We start from the raw sequence: 15,785 nt of genomic DNA on the forward strand, positions 1-15,785 counted from the left end.
GCCCCGGAATGACGGGGAGGCTCAGTGCCCGACCCGAACGACGGTGCCTTACCGCCCCAGCGCGCCGCGCACCGCGTGGATCACGCGATCCTGCGTCGGCGCATCAAGATAGGCGTGCATCGGCAGCGCAATGACGTCACGCGACAGCCGCTCGCACACCGGCAGGCCGCCGTCGGCAACCGGGAAGCCGCGATATGCGGTCTGCTGATGCATCGACTTCGGATAGTAGATCGCCGTCGGGATGCCTTGCGCCTTCAGCGCTGCGGCAAAGCCATCGCGATCGACGCCGTGCGGCAGGCGAATAGTGTACTGCGCCCACACCGAGGTGCAGTCCTCCGCGAGCCGCGGAACGGTGACGACATCCGCCAGCGCCTTCGAATAGCGCTCGGCCACCACGTTGCGCCCGGCGATCTCGTCCTCGAAGATCGACAGCTTCTGCAGCAGGATCGCCGCCTGGATGGTGTCGAGCCGGCCGGTGAGGCCGAGCCGGACGTTGTCGTATTTATCGCTGCCCTGGCCGTGGACACGAACGCTCTTCAGCGCTTCGGCGAATTCGGTGTCGTCGGTGAAGATCGCGCCGCCGTCGCCGAAACAGCCGAGCGGCTTGGCCGGAAAGAAGCTGGTGGCGGTGGCGAGGCCGAAGCTGCCGAGCTTCTTGCCGCGGTGGCTGGCGCCGAAGCCCTGCGCCGCGTCGTCGAGCACGAACAGCCCCTCATCCGCCGCAACCGCGCCGACCGCGGTGTGATCGGCAGCCTGGCCGAACAGATCGACCGGAATGATCGCGCGCGGCTTCAAGCCGAGCTTTTTGGCGGTGCCGATGCCGCGCTTCAGCGAGGCGATGTCGATGTTGAACGTGACCTCGTCGACATCGACGAACAGCGGCGTCGCGCCGGTCAGCGCCACGGCTTCACCGGTTGCGCAGAACGTGAACGACGGACAGAGCACCGCGTCGCCAGGACCGATGCCCTTGGCCATCAGCACCATCAACAGCGCATCGGTGCCGCTGGAGCAGGTCACGACGTGACGCGCACCGGCAAAGGCGGCGAGCTTGGCCTCCAGCTCGATCACTTCCGGACCATTGAGGAATTGGCAGTGGTTCAGCACCTTGCCGACCGCCTCGTCGATACCGGCCCCCAACCTGCGGCGCTGAGCGCCGACGTCAATGAAGGGCACCGGGTCGTTGCGGAGATGCTGATTCATGGGTCCTGCCGGGTTCGGATGACGGGAAAGCGCTGAGAAGGGTCGCTAAGTCGGTCTAGCCGGCGGCGCGGCGGGGCGCCGTCGCGCTCGCTGCGGGCCGGGCCGGCTGATCGAGGCACTTGATCGCGATTTCGAGGCTGGCGACGCCCTCCTCGCCGGTGACCGGCGGCGGCAGCTTGGCGCGAACCGCATTGATGAAGCCGATCAGTTCGGCGCGCAGCGGCTCGTCGTGGCCGACCGGCAGATGGCGCATCGAATAGCTGCCGTCGGCCTTGAAGCCGAAGCATTCGGTGACCTGACGGGTCAGCAGATCGCCCATCACGTATTTGCCGCGGGTCGCAACCGTCACGGTGCGTGCCTTGAACGGCGTCAGCCAGTTGGTGTTGATGTGCGCGAGCACGCCCGAGGCAGTGCGGAATTGCAGCAGCGCGATGTCCTCGCGCTCGGCGATGGCGCTGGAGAGCTGCGGCTGCACCTCGGTGATTTCCGAGTCGGTGAACCAGCGGATCAGGTCGATGTCGTGGACCGCGAGGTCGATGACGACGCCGACATTGGACATCCGTGGCGGGAACGGGCCGACCCGGGTGATGCCGATCGACAGGATGTCCTCGTCGCGAATCGCCTGCTTGATCGCCGCAACGGCCGGATTGAAGCGCTCGACATGGCCGACCATCAGCGTGACACCAGCCTTCTCGGCGGCGGCGACGATCTCGCGGCCTTCGGCCACCGTCGAGGCGATCGGCTTCTCGACCAACACGTGAATACCGCGACCGATGCAGGTCAGCGCCACTTCATGGTGCAGGTGGGTGGGGGCCGCGATGGTCACCGCGTCAACCCCGGCGAGGAGCAATTCGTCGAGCGTTGCGAAGGTCTTACAGCCGATCAGCTCGATCGCGCGGTCGCGATGCTCGGGCATCGGATCGACGATCCCAACCAGCGTCACTCCCGGCAGTCCCGCCAGCACCCGGCCGTGGTTGGTTCCCATCACTCCGGCGCCGATGACGCCGATCCGGAGTGAGGGGGTCTTGGCCGTTTCAGTGCTGGAAGTCATGGCATCGCGCCTTGGAAATTGAAGGTGCGGCTTCCTAGCACGCGGCCACAGATGTGGCGAACGTTCGGGAAACCTACCCAAACACGTTTTGATTCAATTGATTACACGAAACGTCAAAGCTGCGAATTAGACGCAGGAAACTACACCCGGGGTAGTCGCGAAACCAGGTCACGAAAGCGCGGACCCCATCCTCGATCCGGGTCGAAGGCCGGAAGCCGACGTCCCGGACCAGGGCTTCGACATCCGCAAACGTCGCCGGCACGTCGCCCGGCTGCATCGGCAGCATCTCCTTGACGGCAGGCCGGCCGAGCGCGGCTATCGCCCGGCCGGCATCTCGCTTCCGCTATCACGATCCAATGTGTGGCTGTTCAGCCAGCTGCGCCCCCAGCGGCAGAGGGCAAGGAGCCGCTATTGCCAGATCGGACCCAAGTCCCTACCAAGGCAGCGACTTTCGTGATGGCCGGGCGCCGCTCGCTCTTGACGACCTGTTAACTTCCGACCCAGCGATCTCTCATGCGCCGGTTTCTGCTTTCAGCAGCCAAGATCTTGGTTTCGGCGGCGCTCTTGTATCTGGCGCTCCGAAAGACCGATTTTGCCGCCCTCGCTGCACGGATCGATGCGACGAGCTTGGGCTGGCTGGCAGCCGCCGTCGCTGCAACGATCTTCCAACTGTTCGTCAACGCCGTGCGCTGGCGCGCGATCGGTGCGTGCTGCGAAGCACCGCTGACCACGGGTCGATCGATGCGCTACGCGATGATCGGCTCGTTCTTCAATCAGACATTGCCTTCCGCGATCGGCGGTGACGCCGTGCGTGTCTGGCTGCTGGCGAGGGCCGGTGCCGGCTGGCGCGCCGCCACCTATTCGGTGTTCGTCGATCGGGCGACCGGATTGATCGCGTTGTCGGCGATCATCTTCGTGACGCTGCCGTGGACGCTGCGATTGATCGACAATGCCGACGGGCGTCTCGGACTGATGCTGCTGGATTTTGCCGCGCTCGGCGCGGGCGTCGTGTTCCTGGCCTTGCCGTTTCTGCGGTTCGGTCTGCTCGACCGGATCTGGGCCACCCGCCATATGCGCGGCTGCTCTGAAGTCGCCCTCAAGGTTCTGTCGACTCCGAAAAGCGCAGCGATCCTCGTCGCCACCTCGTTGATCATTCCAGTTCTCGCGGTGGTGATCGCCTGGTGCGTGGCTCGGGCGATCGAATCGCCGAGCAGCTTCGTGCAGCTGTTTGAGCTGGTCCCGCCGATCATGCTGATCACCATGATCCCGATCTCGATCGCCGGCTGGGGCGTACGCGAAGCCAGCATGGGATTGGCGTTCGGCTATGCCGGCCTCAACCCCAGTGACGGCGTCGCGGTGTCATTGCTGTTCGGTGCCGTTTACTTCGTCGTCGGAGGAATCGGTGGTCTGATCTGGATCATGAGCGCCGAAAAAGCCGCCAAGGGCGATGCGCCGATCGAAGTTCCGGAATAGCGCGATGCGCAGCGCCACGGGCGACAGGATGTTTTTCAGCGTCAGGCTCAACGACTAATGGGGACGAACTTGGTCGCGCTGTTCGTGTTCATGTCCGCAGCGGTCGGATGTGCCGTGCTCACCTGGGTGCTGATGCCGCTGTTGGCCCGCTACGCGCTGGCCCGCCCGAACGCGCGCTCGTCGCACAAGATCCCAACGCCGCAGGGTGCCGGAATTGCCGTCATCGCCGCAACATTGGTCGTCACGACCTTGGCTCTCGGCACGACCACGCCGGCGCTACTGCCTTTGTTTGCCGCAGCCATCATCATTGCCATCGTTGGTGCGATTGACGACATCCGACCGATCCCTGTGCTGCCACGCTTTGCGCTGCAGGCGCTGTGCGTCGGGGCGGTCGTGCTCACGCTGCCCGCCGACCAGCAGATCATCCCTGTCCTGCCGCTGTGGTTCGAACGCGCGGCATTGCTGATCGGCGGGTTGTGGTTCGTCAACCTCGTCAACTTCATGGACGGACTCGACTGGATGACGGTTGCCGAAGGCTTGCCGGTCACGGCCGCCCTGGTAGTGTTCGGCTTGCTGGGCGCGCTGACGCTTTCGCCGATTCTGCTTGCCGCGGCGCTCGGTGGAGCGCTCCTGGGTTTTGCTCCATTCAACCGGCCAGGCTCCGCCAAAGTCTTTCTCGGCGACGTCGGCAGTCTGCCGATCGGCCTTCTGCTCGGCTGGTGCCTGCTGCAGCTCGCCTTGCAAGGGCATGTCACCGCGGCACTGCTCCTACCGCTATACTATCTCGCCGACAGTACCCTGACGTTGTTGCGGCGAATGCTGCGGCGCGAACCGTTTTGGCTGGCGCACCGGTCCCATTTTTATCAGCGAGCCACCGACAACGGCTTTTCAGTACGCGAAGTCACGAGCCTTGTCTTCCTGACAAACCTAGCGTTGGCGTTGCTCGCCGGATTATCGATCGCGCTGAAGTCCATCGCCGCCGATGGTGTGCTGCTTGCCGTCGGCGCCACGGTGGTCGCGGCGCTGTTAATGCGGTTTGCACGTCGCAAAGCGTGACGCGTCAGCCACGATATTCGCTACCGCGCAGGCGAAGTCGGCTCGGTTCGAAATTCAGGTACCGCCCCCTTCAAGATCGCCACAACGTCATCCTGGCGGCCTGCCGAAATCGCCGTCTCGAGTGCGGCGAGTCCCTGGCGCAGCGTCTGGAGAGGCAACTCGTTCGGACACGCGGCCATGATGCCGGGAACGCCGATTTCGGTGGTCGGCTCGTGCTCGGCGAACAGAATTTCGTGCAACCGTTCACCCGGTCGGACGCCGGTGAACACGATCTCGATGTCGTAACCGGGCTGCAGACCCGACAGCCGGATCATCCGTTCTGCCAGTTCGACGATCTTCACCGGCTGGCCCATGCTCAGCACGAACACAGACGCGTCGGCATGCTTTGACCTAAGAGCGTGGGTCGCAGCAGTGATGACAAGGTCGCAGGCCTCGCGGATGGTCATGAAGTAGCGCACCATGTCCGGGTGCGTCACTGTCACCGGTCCACCGGCTTCGATCTGCGCCTTGAACTTCGGCACAACCGAGCCGTTCGACGCCAGCACGTTGCCGAACCGCACCGAGATCAGCCGCATTGCCGGCTTGTCACCCGGAGAAGTGGTGAGTTCACGATCGAGCGCCTGGCAATACAGTTCGGCGAACCGCTTAGTGAGGCCGAGCATCGACACCGGCTCGATCGCCTTGTCGGTCGAAATCATCACCATCGCCTCGGCGCCAGCGGCGCGCGCCGCGTCGGCAACGTTGACCGAGCCGAAAATGTTGGTCTTGACGCCTTCGCCCCAGTCGCGTTCGAGGATCGGCACATGCTTCAGCGCCGCGGCGTGGAACACTAGGTCGGGTTTGAAATCGTTGAACAGCTGAAATATACGCGCGCGATCGCGGATGTCTGCGATCCGGCCCTCGATTTTTGTGCTGCTCGCCCGGGCAGCCAAGGCTTCGGTTGCAGCGTAAAGCGCGGGTTCCGAATGCTCGATTACCAGCAACCGGGCGGCACCAAAGGTGGCGACACGGTCGCACATTTCGTGCCCAATCGATCCCCCGCCGCCCGTGACAGCTATCGCTTTTCCGCGAAGCAGTCCCTCCAGCCTAGTATAGTCAATATTTACACTGGGCCGCAGAAGAAGGTCCTCCACAGCAACCGGTGCCAAACGCGGTGCATCGCGACTTTCTTCAAGCGAAGGCAACCGACTGACTGTCAGCCCCAGCTTGCGCGCCTTTATCAAGATCGCCTCGGGCTCTGCGTCTTTCTCAAAAGCTGACGGCGTCATCACCACATGGCGAATCGGCTTATTTCGACCAGCGAAGTCCTCCACGACATCTGCCAAATCGTCGAGCCCACCAAGCACGGGAATGCTGCGGATCGACTGCCCACGATCTGATGACGCGGGGGACAGAATGCCGACCGCCCAAAGTCTGTTGACCGCTCCACTTTCAATACCTCGCAGAAACACCTCGGCATCAGCAGCCCGGCCGACCAATAGCGTCGGCGCCGCATCCATCCGGCGAGCCTTGTTTCGTGTGCGGGTGTAGCGGAAGTAGCGATAAGCGAGGCGGGAACCTGCGAGGAAGAATACCTCAAGAAACCAATACAAAACGATCGTGGTTTTCCCGAGGAAGAACGCACCGTAGATATTCGGCGCAAGAAAAATGTAGTCAAGCACGAGAAGTGCAACTGTCAAAGTGGTCGCTGCCCTCAAAATGTTGAGCAGGTCAGGAATCGAGATGAAACGCCACTTGGTCGTGGTGAGCTGAAAAACATAGCAAACAAAGAAACTGAAGAAGACGAAGTAGGGCAGAACGTTCAGCAACAGCGGCAGACGATCGACCAGATTCTCGCCATCGAACCGAAGATAGAAACTGAGAAGGACTGCCGCTGCGGTAGCCAAGGCATCGTGGGCAGCGATCAGCCAATTCCGATACGAAAACGAAGAAATAGGTGCCAACATCGCTCGCCCTGCAATCAGATAGTATGAATAATTATTGCCCCTCGCGCGCCCGCGCCACCAGCGAAGTGGTGCTGAAACCCGGCAGCACGTCGACCAGCAGCACGTCGCCGCCCTTGGCCGTAACGATCTCGTGGCCCACCACCTGCTCGCGGGTGTAGTCGCCGCCTTTGACCAGCACGCTCGGCTCGATCAGCGTGATCAGCCGCAGCGGGGTATCTTCTTCAAAGATCGCCACCAGGTCGACGGCTTCGAGCGCGGCCAGCACCTCGGCGCGGGCGCGTTCGTGCTGCACCGGCCGGCTCTCGCCCTTCAGGCGGCGCACCGAGGCGTCGCTGTTCAGCCCGACGATCAGACGGTCGCAGGCACCGCGCGCTGCGGTCAACACCTTGACGTGGCCCGGGTGCAGAATGTCGAAGCAGCCGTTGGTGAACCCGACCCGAAGGCCTTCGCGGCGCCACTGCTTCAGCCGTTCGTCGAGCTCCGCATCGCTGCCGATGATCTTCTCTTCCGCCGCCAGCGAGGCGTGCGGCAGGATGCGCCGGCGCAGTTCGGCCGGCGTCACCACTGCAGTGCCGTTCTTGCTGACCGCCACCGCCGCAGCCGCACTCGCCGCCCGCATCGCGGTTGCCCAGTTCGCCCCGGAAGCCAACACCACCGCTAGCACAGCCGCCACCGTATCGCCGGCGCCGGAGACGTCGCGCACCTTTACCGGCAGCGCCGGCACGTGAATCGGTTCGCCCCCGCGCGGCACCAGCGTCATGCCGTGCTCGCTCTTGGTCACCAGCATCGCCTCACATTCGGCGAGCGCCATCGCGTCCTGAGCCGCCGTGGCAATCTCGTCATCGGTCGCTGCTGCGCTTCGCGTCGCCGCGGTAAATTCCTTGCGGTTCGGCGTCAGCAGCGTGGCGCCGCGATAGATTGCGAAGTTGGCGCTTTTCGGATCGACGATCACCCGCTTGCCGAGTTTTTTAGCGGCATCGATCGTGTCGCGAATGACCCGCGCCGTCAGCACGCCTTTGGCATAGTCGGACAAGAGCACGATGTCGGCACGGGCAAGCTGCGGCAGGATCGCATCGAGCAGGCGCTGCTCGACGTCCGTAGCGGCCGGCGCCGCCGTCTCCCAATCGGCTCGCAGCATATGGGTCGAAAAGTGGTCGGAGACGAACCGCACTTTCCGGGTCGTCGGCCGCGAGGCATCACGGACCAGCACCGGCTCGATCCGCGGCTCGCTGCCTAGCTCGGATTCCAAAAAACGCCCTGTAGCGTCATCACCGATCAAGCCGACGAAGATACAGCGCGCGCCGATCGCCGCGATATTGCGAGCGACGTTGCCGGCGCCGCCGATGTTGGTCTCGCTGCGTTGAACCGCGATCACCGGTGCCGGAGCTTCCGGGGATATCCGCGACACCTCGCCATAGACGAACTCGTCGAGCATCAGATCGCCGACGCACAGAACGGTCTGACGAGCGATCGCTTGCAGCAAGGCGTCGAAGCTGAACATCCGAATCCAAACGGTTGCGTGCGATCAGCGGAAGCGATCGCTGCGGTCGAGGTAACCAGTGACGTAAGACGTGACTGCTTCTTCGAGCGGGGTGAATCCGCCGTTGTAGCCAGCGGCACGCAGCCGGTCGCCCTCGCTCTGGGTGAAATATTGATAGCTGCCGCGAATCTGTTCCGGCATGTCGATGTACTCGATCTGCGGCGGCGTGCCGAGCGCCGCATAGGCGGCCAGGATCAGGTCGCGGAAGCTCCGGGCATGGCTGGTGCCGACGTTGAAGATGCCGCTGACGCTGGGCGAAGCGAACAACCACATCATCACCCGCACCACGTCGTCGACATAGATGAAGTCGCGGCGCTGGTCGCCGTCGGCAATGCCGTCACGGTGCGACTTGAACAGCTGGACCACCCGGCCGGACTTGATGTCGTCGAACCGCCGCGCCAGCACGCTGGCCATGGTGTCCTTGTGATATTCGTTCGGCCCGAACACGTTGAAGAACTTCAGGCCGGCCCATTGCGGCGGCAGCTTGTGGCCTTTGGCGGCGCGCTCGGCGACCACCAGGTCGAACAGATGCTTGCTCCAGCCATATAGGTTCATCGGCCGCAGCTGTTTCAGCGCGGCCAGCGAGAAATCATCGTCGAACCCGTGTTCGCCGTCGCCATAGGTCGCCGCCGACGAGGCGTAGATCAGCGGCGTGCCGGTCTCGGTACACCAGTCCAGCAGCCGCAGCGACAGTCGGAAATTGCTCTCCATCACCATGTCACCATCGGTGGCGGTGGTCGCGGAGATCGCCCCCATGTGGAAAACCGCGTCGAGCTTGCGGCCTTTCAGCCAGTCGGCGAGTTCCGCCGGCGGCACGAAATCGGCCAGCTGCCGCTTGGCGAGGTTCCTCCACTTGCCGTCATGGCCGAGAAAGTCGGACACAGCGACGTCGGCCCGCCCGGCCTCGTTCAGCGCCGCGACCAGATTCGATCCGATGAACCCGGCGCCCCCGGTGACCAGCAGCATGACTTCTCCGCCTCGATTTGCGCGGCCACCTTTGCCCCACTCCGCCCGGGCAGGCAACTTCAACCCTGAATTGCTGTGAATGCGGAATGGGCTCGGCGCGAAATGCCGGCTGGACGCGGGCCGCCGTAGGCGCTAACCGGCTGGGCCGATCAGCCCCTGCTAGGCAGGGCAACAGAACAAGCGATGAATTACGAATCACTCAAAGCCAGCCTGGAGACTGCGCCGGACCGCAACGAGACCAGCCCGGTGCTGCTGGTCCCGTATATGTGGATCGGCGATTTCGTGCGCTGCCACACCGTGGTGCGGGTCCTGAAGGACCGCTGGCCGAACCGGCCGGTCGACGTCCTCACCACCACGCTGTGCGCGCCGCTGGTCGACTACATGCCCGGGGTACGCCAGGGCATCGTCTGGGACCTGCCGCGCAGCAAGATCTCGCTGTCTGAAGAGCGGGCGCTGGCGGCGAAGCTGCGGCAGCAGGGCTACGGCGCCTCGGTGGTGATGCCGCGTACCTTCAAATCGACCATCGCACCCTGGCTTGCCGGTATTCCGAAACGCACCGGCTTCATCGGCGAGGTCCGTTTCGGCCTGCTCAATGACTGGCGGCGCGGCGAGAAGGCGTTGCCGCGGATGATCGACCGCTGCGCCGCGCTGGCGCTGCCGCCGCTGCCGGAACTGCCGCTAGACTGGCCCGAGCCGCAGCTTCAGGTGCCGGAAGCCGAGATTGTGGCCTGGCGGCAGGCCAACGGTCTGCACGGCCGGACCGTGGTGGCGCTCGCGCCCGGCGCCGTCGGGCCGGCGAAGCGCTGGAGCTACTACGTCGAGGCCGGCAAGGCGCTGGCCGACCGCGGTTTTGAGGTCTGGGTGGTCGGCGGCCCCGGCGAAACCGCCAAGGCGCAGGAGATCGTCGCGGCTGGCGGCCCGCACGTCCGCGATCTCACCGGCACAGACCTGCGCAACGGCATCCTGGCGCTGGCGGCGGCCGATCTGGTGATCTCCAACGATTCTGGCCTGCTCCACGTCTCCGCTGCGATTGGCAGCCGAACCATCGGCATCTTCGGACCGACCAGCCCCTGGCATTATGCCCCGCTCAACCCGATCGAGACGGTGATCCAGGCGCCTGGGGATATCCCCTGCCGACCCTGCCACAAGCCGGTCTGCCGGATGCAACATCACCGCTGCATGCGCGACATCGCGGTCGAGGACGTGACCGCCGCGGCGCTGCGCGCGCTGCAGGCCGCCGGCATCGCACCGGCGGTCTGAGCCCTTGGCTTGCGCCGGACCCGGCCCTGGGCTTTACCAGAGCCTTCAGTTTCAGCCTTCAGGTGTGACGTGAGTCAGGACAAGATCGCCGCCCATTTCCAGCTCTCGCTTGCCGCGATGACTGCTGCCGCCGGCGATGCAGCGCTGCTGGCCGCATCGCGGGCGATCGCTGCGGCATCGATCAAGGCACTGCAGCAGGGTCGCAAGATTCTGCTCGCCGGCAATGGCGGCAGTGCCGCCGATGCCCAGCACATCGCCGCGGAGATCATTGGCCGCTACAAGCGTGACCGCGCCGCCTGGCCGGCAGTGGCGCTGACCACCGACACTTCGGCGCTCACGGCAATCGCCAACGACTATGGCTTCGAGCGCGTGTTCGCCCGGCAGGTCGAAGGACTCGGGCAACCCGGCGATGTCTTCATCGGCATCACCACCTCCGGCCGCTCGCCGAACATCCTCGCGGCCCTCGAAGTCGCACGCCAACGCGGCCTCGTCACCGTCGGCATGACCGGCCCGAGCGGCGGATCGATGGGCACGCTGTGCGATCATCTTCTGATTGCGCCTGCCCCCGAAACCGCGCTGGTTCAGCAGATTCATCTGATGGCCGCGCATGCGATCTGCGACGAGATTGAAGTCGTGCTGGGCAAGCCGGCGCCATGACCGCGTCCACGCCGCGCCGTCCCGCCGCCTTCCTCGATCGCGACGGCGTCATCAACTACAACGATCACTATGTCGGCACGCGCGAACGCTTGCGCTGGATGCCTGGCATCGCCGCGGCGATCCGGCAGCTCAACGCCGCCGGCTACTACGTCTTCATCATCACCAACCAGTCCGGCGTCGCCCGCGGCATGTTCAGTGAGGACGACGTCCGTACTTTGCATCGCTGGATGCAGGATGAATTGCAGGCACAAGGCGCGCAGATCGACGATATCCGGTTCTGCCCGCATCATGTCGAAGGAACGATCGATGCCTATCGGGTCCCATGCGAGCATCGCAAGCCGGGCCCCGGCATGATCCTGGATCTCGCCAAGGCTTGGCCGGTCGACATGACCCGCAGCTTCGTGATCGGCGACAGCGCAAGTGATGTCGAAGCCGCGCAGGCTGCCGGCATTCCCGGGTTTCGCTTCGAAGGCGAAGACATCGACGGCTTCGTCAAACAGGTGCTGATCGAGATGCGGCGCGCCGCTGCATCCAACTAACCGAGCAGCTGCTCAGCCACCTCGATCGCCTGCCGCGTCGAGGGGCCACCGCTTTTGCCGCCGAGCACTCGCAGCGGACCGCTCCCGACCGGGCCTGTCAGTCCCGGATCAGTCGCAACATAGATCCCGACCAGCGGCACCCGATACGCGGCGGCCAGATGCAGCAAGCCGGTATCGACGCCGACCACGAACGTGGCGCCGGCGATCACGCCGGCAGTGAGATCGAGCGGCTGACGCGGCAGCACGCGACTTCCGGGAATCGCGCTCGACAGCCGTTCGGCGGTCCGCCGCTCGGTATCGGTGCCCCACGGCAGCACCGGTTGGAGCCCGCGGCCCTGCAGCCAGCGGCCGATCTCGATCCAATCCTCGGCGCGCCATTCCTTCGACACGCGCGAGGTACCGTGCAGCAGCAACGCATACGGGGCATCAGCGCCACGCGCCGGCTTGATCAGCCCGTAGTCGATTTCGTCCGCCGGCTGATAGCCCAGCGACAGCGCAGTAAGGGCGCGGTTGCGCGCCACCGCGTGCAGCGACCGGCTGACGCTGTGGCGGACGTCGTAGAACCGCGAGGCCAGCGGCTCGCGGATGCTCTGCGCGTCGTAGCCATGGCGCTCGCCCTGCGCGAGCCGGGCGATGATCGCCGAACGGATCAGGCCCTGGGTGTCGATCACCTTGTCGAACTCGGGCTCGCGCAAGCGGGTGTTGAAATCGCCGATCTCACGCCAGGTGGCACGGCTCGCCAGATGCGACCGCCAGCGCCGCGTCGCCACCGGGATCACCTCGCTCACGGAGGGATGCAACCGCGCCAGCGGCGCGAACGCCTCCTCCACCACCCAGCTCATCCGCAGGCCCGGCAGCGCGCGCGCAGCGTCGGTGACCGCGGGCATCTGATGCACCACGTCGCCGAGGGAAGAGGTCTTGATGATGAGGATGTCCGACATTGACGCAAAAGGCCCGCAATTGCGCGGTCCTCGTTACAGGATTGACAACCATAGAGTCGAATCCCCGGCAAAAACGCTGGCAATTCGCCGCTGAGGCGGCCCCGCTATACCGCAATTCCATTGTTTGTCGACAGGCTGGCGCAAATGCGCGAGACGAACCAGCACCTTGGACGGAAACCACGATGACCGTACTCGTCACCGGCGGCGCCGGTTACATCGGAAGCCACACGGTTCTGGCGCTGGTCGAGGCCGGCGAAAGCGTGGTGGTGATCGACAATCTCTCCACCGGCTTTTCGCAGTTCCTGCCCGAAGGCGTTCCGCTGTTCATCGGCGATGCCGGCGACGAAAATCTGGTCGACGGCGTGATCGCCTCGCATCGCGTCGATGCCATCATCCATTTCGCAGGCTCGGTGATCGTCTCGGACTCGATGCGCGATCCGCTCGGCTATTATCGCAACAACACCTCGACGTCGCGCAATCTGCTCGCCGCCGCAACGCGGCGCGGGGTCAGGAACTTGATCTTCTCCTCGACCGCAGCGGTGTACGGCAACCCGGACCGCATTCCGGTCGGCGAAGACGCGCCGACGCGGCCGCTGTCGCCCTATGGCCGCTCCAAGCTGATGACCGAGATCATGTTGCATGACGCGGCGGAAGCCTACGGCCTCAACTACGTGGCGCTGCGCTACTTCAACGTCGCGGGCGCCGACCCGCTGGGCCGGATCGGGCTTGCCACCGTGGGCGCCACGCATCTGTTGAAAATTGCCGTGGAAGCTGCGACCGGGCAGCGCAGCCGGATCGACGTCTACGGCACCGACTATCCGACGCCGGACGGCAGTTGCATTCGCGACTTCATTCACGTCACCGATCTCGCCGAAGCGCACGGCGCCGCGCTCGGTTACTTGCGCGCGGGCGGCGGTCCGGTGACGCTGAACTGCGGCTACGGCCACGGCTATTCGGTGTTCGAAACCATCAATGCGGTGAAGCGCGTCGCGGGGCGCAACTTCGCCGTTGCCGCGGCACCGCGCCGGCCCGGCGACATCATGACGATGGTCGCCGACACCAGCCGAATCCTCCGCACGCTGGATTGGACCCCGCGTTACGACGATCTCGACACCATCGCGGCTCACGCTTTGGCTTGGGAGGAAAAGCTGCTGCGCCAGCGCCAAGCGGTTGAATTGCAAGCGATTCCGGCCTGACAACGCCTCTGGTTCCGCCGTTTTGGCTTGAAAATCCGGCCCATCGGGGGCAAGGACTCCGCCGAGACGCACGCCTTCCTCGCGCGCGACCCTTGTCCGACGCCGTCGATGGAATGCGGGAATGACCGAAGCCCCACGCAAGATCACTGACGACCCGTATGGCGCGTGGCAGCTGATCCGCCGCCTGGTGATGGAACAGGCCGCAGCCTATTGGCGGCGCTACGCGCTCGCCTTCGGCCTGATGGCGATCGCTGCGGCCGCGACATCCGGTTCTGCCTTCCTGCTCGGCAAGGTGATCAACCAGGCCTATGTCGATCGCGACCTGCAGGGCATCATGTTCTGGTCGGTCGTCACGCTTGTGGTGTTCAGCCTGAAGGGCGCCGCGACCTACGGCCAGTCGGTGATCCTCACCCAGATCAAGAACGCGATCCTTGCCAACAATCAGCGGCGGATGTTCCACAAGCTGATGAGCGAGAGCATCGGCTTTTTCTCGCAGCGGCATTCGTCCGAATTCCTCGCCCGCCTCACCGCCGGCGCCAACTCCGTTACCGAAGTGCTCAACCTGCTGATCAACGCGATCGGCCGCGATTTCCTGTCCCTGATCGGTCTGGTGATCGTGATGGTGGTGCAGGATCCGTTCATGGCGCTGTTCGGCCTGTTAGTCGCACCTCCGGCAGCGTTCGTGGTGCGCAAGCTGGTGAAGCGCGTGAAGGGCTTGGCGCTGACGCAGTTCACCGGCAACGCGCAGATTCTCGAGACGATGCAGGAATCGCTGCAAGGCATCCGCACCGTGAAGGCGTTCTCGCTCGAAAAGACCATGAGCGACCGGATCGACGCCAACATCGCCGCGGTGCAGGCCAACGCCGACAAGATGGCGAAGGTGTCGAACCGCTCCAGCCCGCTGATGGAAACGCTCGGCGGCTTCGCGGTGGCGGCGTCGCTGATGTATGGCGGCTACCGCGTGGTCGCGACCGGCGCGACGCCCGGCGAGTTCTTCTCGTTCCTGACCGCGTTCCTGCTCGCCTACGAGCCGGCCAAGCGGCTGGCGCGGCTCAACATCGAACTCAACAGCGGTCTGGTCGGCGCCCGGATGCTGCTCGAGATCATCGACAGCCCGCCGAGCGAGCCGGACGATAGTCACAAGCCGGCCCTGCAACTCACCAAGGCGCGGGTCGAGTTCGACCACGTCTCATTCGCCTATCGCCCCGACGAGCCGGTGCTGAACGCGATGAGCTTCGTCGCCGAGCCCGGCCAGACGACCGCGCTGGTCGGTCCGTCCGGCGGCGGCAAATCGACGGTGCTGGCGCTGCTGCTGCGGCTGTACGAAGTGCAATCGGGCGAGATCCGCATCGACGGACAGTCGACCGCGACCATCTCGCGCGAATCGTTGCGGCAGCAGACCGCCTATGTCGGCCAGGACGTCTATCTGTTCCGCGACACCGTCCGCGCCAACATCGCGTTCGGCAAGCTCGGCGCCACCGACGACGAGATCGTCGCCGCCGCCAAGGCCGCCTGCGCGCACGACTTCATCATGAGCTTCCCGCTCGGCTACGACACTCCGGTCGGCGAGCACGGCGCGCAACTGTCGGGCGGTCAGCGCCAGCGCATCGCGGTCGCCCGCGCGCTGCTGCGCGACGCGCCGATCGTGCTGCTCGACGAAGCCACTGCGGCGCTCGACTCCGAATCGGAAAAGCTGGTGCAGGAGGCGATCGATCATCTCGCCCGCGGCCGCACCACCATCGTGATCGCGCACCGGCTGCACACCATCATGCATGCCGATTCCATCCTGGTGGTCGAGGCCGGCGAGATCGTCGAGCAGGGCCGCCATGACGACCTGCTGCGCCGTGGCGGACGCTATGCCTCGTTCTTCCGGCTGCAGCAGCGCCACACCGCGCCACTGGCGCCGGCCGCCGCCACCGCCTAACCTGACCGGACCTGATCCTGTCTCTTATACCCATCT

The 15,785-nt window shown here is 64.9% G+C and carries 13 protein-coding genes and 1 pseudogene; 7 read left to right on the forward strand and 7 right to left on the reverse strand.

What is annotated here, in order from left to right; genetic code table 11:
* Nucleotides 1-48 precede the first annotated feature (48 nt).
* The 3 genes and pseudogenes from DY467_RS13915 to DY467_RS26525 form a co-directional block, all read right to left on the reverse strand.
* A complete protein-coding gene (locus DY467_RS13915) occupies nucleotides 49-1,200 on the reverse strand; it encodes a DegT/DnrJ/EryC1/StrS family aminotransferase (RefSeq protein ID WP_164636766.1) in 1,152 nt (383 codons plus the stop codon).
* A 55-nt stretch (nucleotides 1,201-1,255) separates the two neighbouring features.
* Nucleotides 1,256-2,251, reverse strand: coding sequence for a Gfo/Idh/MocA family protein (locus DY467_RS13920; RefSeq protein ID WP_107356659.1), 996 nt, complete (start codon nucleotides 2,249-2,251; stop codon nucleotides 1,256-1,258).
* 151 nt (nucleotides 2,252-2,402) lie between these two features.
* Nucleotides 2,403-2,561, reverse strand: a pseudogene (locus DY467_RS26525) (UDP-glucuronate 5-epimerase); the annotation flags it as partial.
* 203 nt (nucleotides 2,562-2,764) lie between these two features.
* On the opposite strand from DY467_RS26525, the gene DY467_RS13925 reads away from it, so the two are divergent.
* Nucleotides 2,765-3,724 carry a lysylphosphatidylglycerol synthase transmembrane domain-containing protein gene (locus tag DY467_RS13925; RefSeq protein ID WP_164636768.1) on the forward strand — a complete coding sequence of 320 codons (960 nt, stop codon included), beginning with the start codon at nucleotides 2,765-2,767 and terminating at the stop codon, nucleotides 3,722-3,724.
* 57 nt (nucleotides 3,725-3,781) lie between these two features.
* Complete coding sequence (locus tag DY467_RS13930; RefSeq protein ID WP_164636771.1) at nucleotides 3,782-4,780, forward strand: MraY family glycosyltransferase; 999 nt, start codon at nucleotides 3,782-3,784, stop codon at nucleotides 4,778-4,780.
* A 20-nt stretch (nucleotides 4,781-4,800) separates the two neighbouring features.
* On the opposite strand, the gene DY467_RS13935 is transcribed toward DY467_RS13930, so the two are convergent.
* Genes DY467_RS13935 through rfaD form a run of 3 tightly spaced genes read right to left on the reverse strand, consistent with a single transcriptional unit; the run spans nucleotide 4,801 to nucleotide 9,232 of the window.
* Complete coding sequence (locus DY467_RS13935; RefSeq protein WP_164636774.1) at nucleotides 4,801-6,726, reverse strand: polysaccharide biosynthesis protein; 1,926 nt, start codon at nucleotides 6,724-6,726, stop codon at nucleotides 4,801-4,803.
* 31 nt (nucleotides 6,727-6,757) lie between these two features.
* A complete protein-coding gene (gene rfaE1, locus DY467_RS13940) occupies nucleotides 6,758-8,227 on the reverse strand; it encodes a D-glycero-beta-D-manno-heptose-7-phosphate kinase (protein ID WP_164636777.1) in 1,470 nt (489 codons plus the stop codon).
* Between the two features lie 24 nt (nucleotides 8,228-8,251).
* A complete protein-coding gene (gene rfaD / locus DY467_RS13945; protein WP_164636780.1) occupies nucleotides 8,252-9,232 on the reverse strand; it encodes an ADP-glyceromanno-heptose 6-epimerase in 981 nt (326 codons plus the stop codon).
* A gap of 183 nt (nucleotides 9,233-9,415) precedes the next feature.
* On the opposite strand from rfaD, the gene waaF reads away from it, so the two are divergent.
* The 3 genes from waaF to DY467_RS13960 all read left to right on the forward strand — a co-directional run bounded on the left by waaF (nucleotide 9,416) and on the right by DY467_RS13960 (nucleotide 11,688).
* Nucleotides 9,416-10,492, forward strand: a complete 1,077-nt coding sequence (gene waaF, locus DY467_RS13950; RefSeq protein WP_164636783.1) for a lipopolysaccharide heptosyltransferase II — start codon at nucleotides 9,416-9,418, stop codon at nucleotides 10,490-10,492.
* 69 nt (nucleotides 10,493-10,561) lie between these two features.
* Complete coding sequence (locus tag DY467_RS13955; RefSeq protein ID WP_164636786.1) at nucleotides 10,562-11,149, forward strand: D-sedoheptulose 7-phosphate isomerase; 588 nt, start codon at nucleotides 10,562-10,564, stop codon at nucleotides 11,147-11,149.
* A complete protein-coding gene (locus DY467_RS13960) occupies nucleotides 11,146-11,688 on the forward strand; it encodes an HAD family hydrolase (RefSeq protein ID WP_164636788.1) in 543 nt (180 codons plus the stop codon). The genes DY467_RS13955 and DY467_RS13960 overlap by 4 nt, the downstream gene beginning before the upstream one ends.
* Here DY467_RS13960 and waaC read toward each other — a convergent pair.
* Nucleotides 11,685-12,629: a lipopolysaccharide heptosyltransferase I gene (gene waaC, locus DY467_RS13965; protein WP_164636791.1), complete on the reverse strand. Its 945-nt coding sequence runs from the start codon at nucleotides 12,627-12,629 to the stop codon at nucleotides 11,685-11,687. The two genes, DY467_RS13960 and waaC, sit on opposite strands and share 4 nt — an antisense overlap.
* 182 nt (nucleotides 12,630-12,811) lie before the next feature.
* Here waaC and galE point away from each other — a divergent pair, with 182 nt between their 5' ends.
* Together galE and DY467_RS13975 are read left to right on the forward strand one after the other, a co-directional pair.
* Nucleotides 12,812-13,825, forward strand: a complete 1,014-nt coding sequence (galE, locus tag DY467_RS13970) for a UDP-glucose 4-epimerase GalE (RefSeq protein ID WP_164636793.1) — start codon at nucleotides 12,812-12,814, stop codon at nucleotides 13,823-13,825.
* A 121-nt stretch (nucleotides 13,826-13,946) separates the two neighbouring features.
* Nucleotides 13,947-15,749 carry an ABC transporter ATP-binding protein gene (locus DY467_RS13975; RefSeq protein ID WP_164636796.1) on the forward strand — a complete coding sequence of 601 codons (1,803 nt, stop codon included), beginning with the start codon at nucleotides 13,947-13,949 and terminating at the stop codon, nucleotides 15,747-15,749.
* The last annotated feature ends 36 nt before the right edge of the window (nucleotides 15,750-15,785 follow it).

Source organism: Rhodopseudomonas sp. BR0G17 (assembly GCF_010907025.1).
GTDB lineage: Bacteria > Pseudomonadota > Alphaproteobacteria > Rhizobiales > Xanthobacteraceae > Rhodopseudomonas > Rhodopseudomonas palustris_H.

Excerpts from the sequence above, each read along its gene's own strand:
- rfaE1 (WP_164636777.1), bottom strand. The coding sequence starts at position 8,227 with ATGTTCAGCTTCGACGCCTTGCTGCAAGCGATCGCTCGTCAGACCGTT.
- DY467_RS13920 (WP_107356659.1), bottom strand. The coding sequence starts at position 2,251 with ATGACTTCCAGCACTGAAACGGCCAAGACCCCCTCACTCCGGATCGGC.
- DY467_RS13925 (WP_164636768.1), top strand. The coding sequence starts at position 2,765 with ATGCGCCGGTTTCTGCTTTCAGCAGCCAAGATCTTGGTTTCGGCGGCG.
- waaF (WP_164636783.1), top strand. The coding sequence starts at position 9,416 with ATGAATTACGAATCACTCAAAGCCAGCCTGGAGACTGCGCCGGACCGC.
- DY467_RS13935 (WP_164636774.1), bottom strand. The coding sequence starts at position 6,726 with ATGTTGGCACCTATTTCTTCGTTTTCGTATCGGAATTGGCTGATCGCT.
- DY467_RS13975 (WP_164636796.1), top strand. The coding sequence starts at position 13,947 with ATGACCGAAGCCCCACGCAAGATCACTGACGACCCGTATGGCGCGTGG.
- galE (WP_164636793.1), top strand. The coding sequence starts at position 12,812 with ATGACCGTACTCGTCACCGGCGGCGCCGGTTACATCGGAAGCCACACG.
- DY467_RS13960 (WP_164636788.1), top strand. The coding sequence starts at position 11,146 with ATGACCGCGTCCACGCCGCGCCGTCCCGCCGCCTTCCTCGATCGCGAC.
- rfaD (WP_164636780.1), bottom strand. The coding sequence starts at position 9,232 with ATGCTGCTGGTCACCGGGGGCGCCGGGTTCATCGGATCGAATCTGGTC.
- waaC (WP_164636791.1), bottom strand. The coding sequence starts at position 12,629 with ATGTCGGACATCCTCATCATCAAGACCTCTTCCCTCGGCGACGTGGTG.
- DY467_RS13930 (WP_164636771.1), top strand. The coding sequence starts at position 3,782 with ATGGGGACGAACTTGGTCGCGCTGTTCGTGTTCATGTCCGCAGCGGTC.
- DY467_RS13915 (WP_164636766.1), bottom strand. The coding sequence starts at position 1,200 with ATGAATCAGCATCTCCGCAACGACCCGGTGCCCTTCATTGACGTCGGC.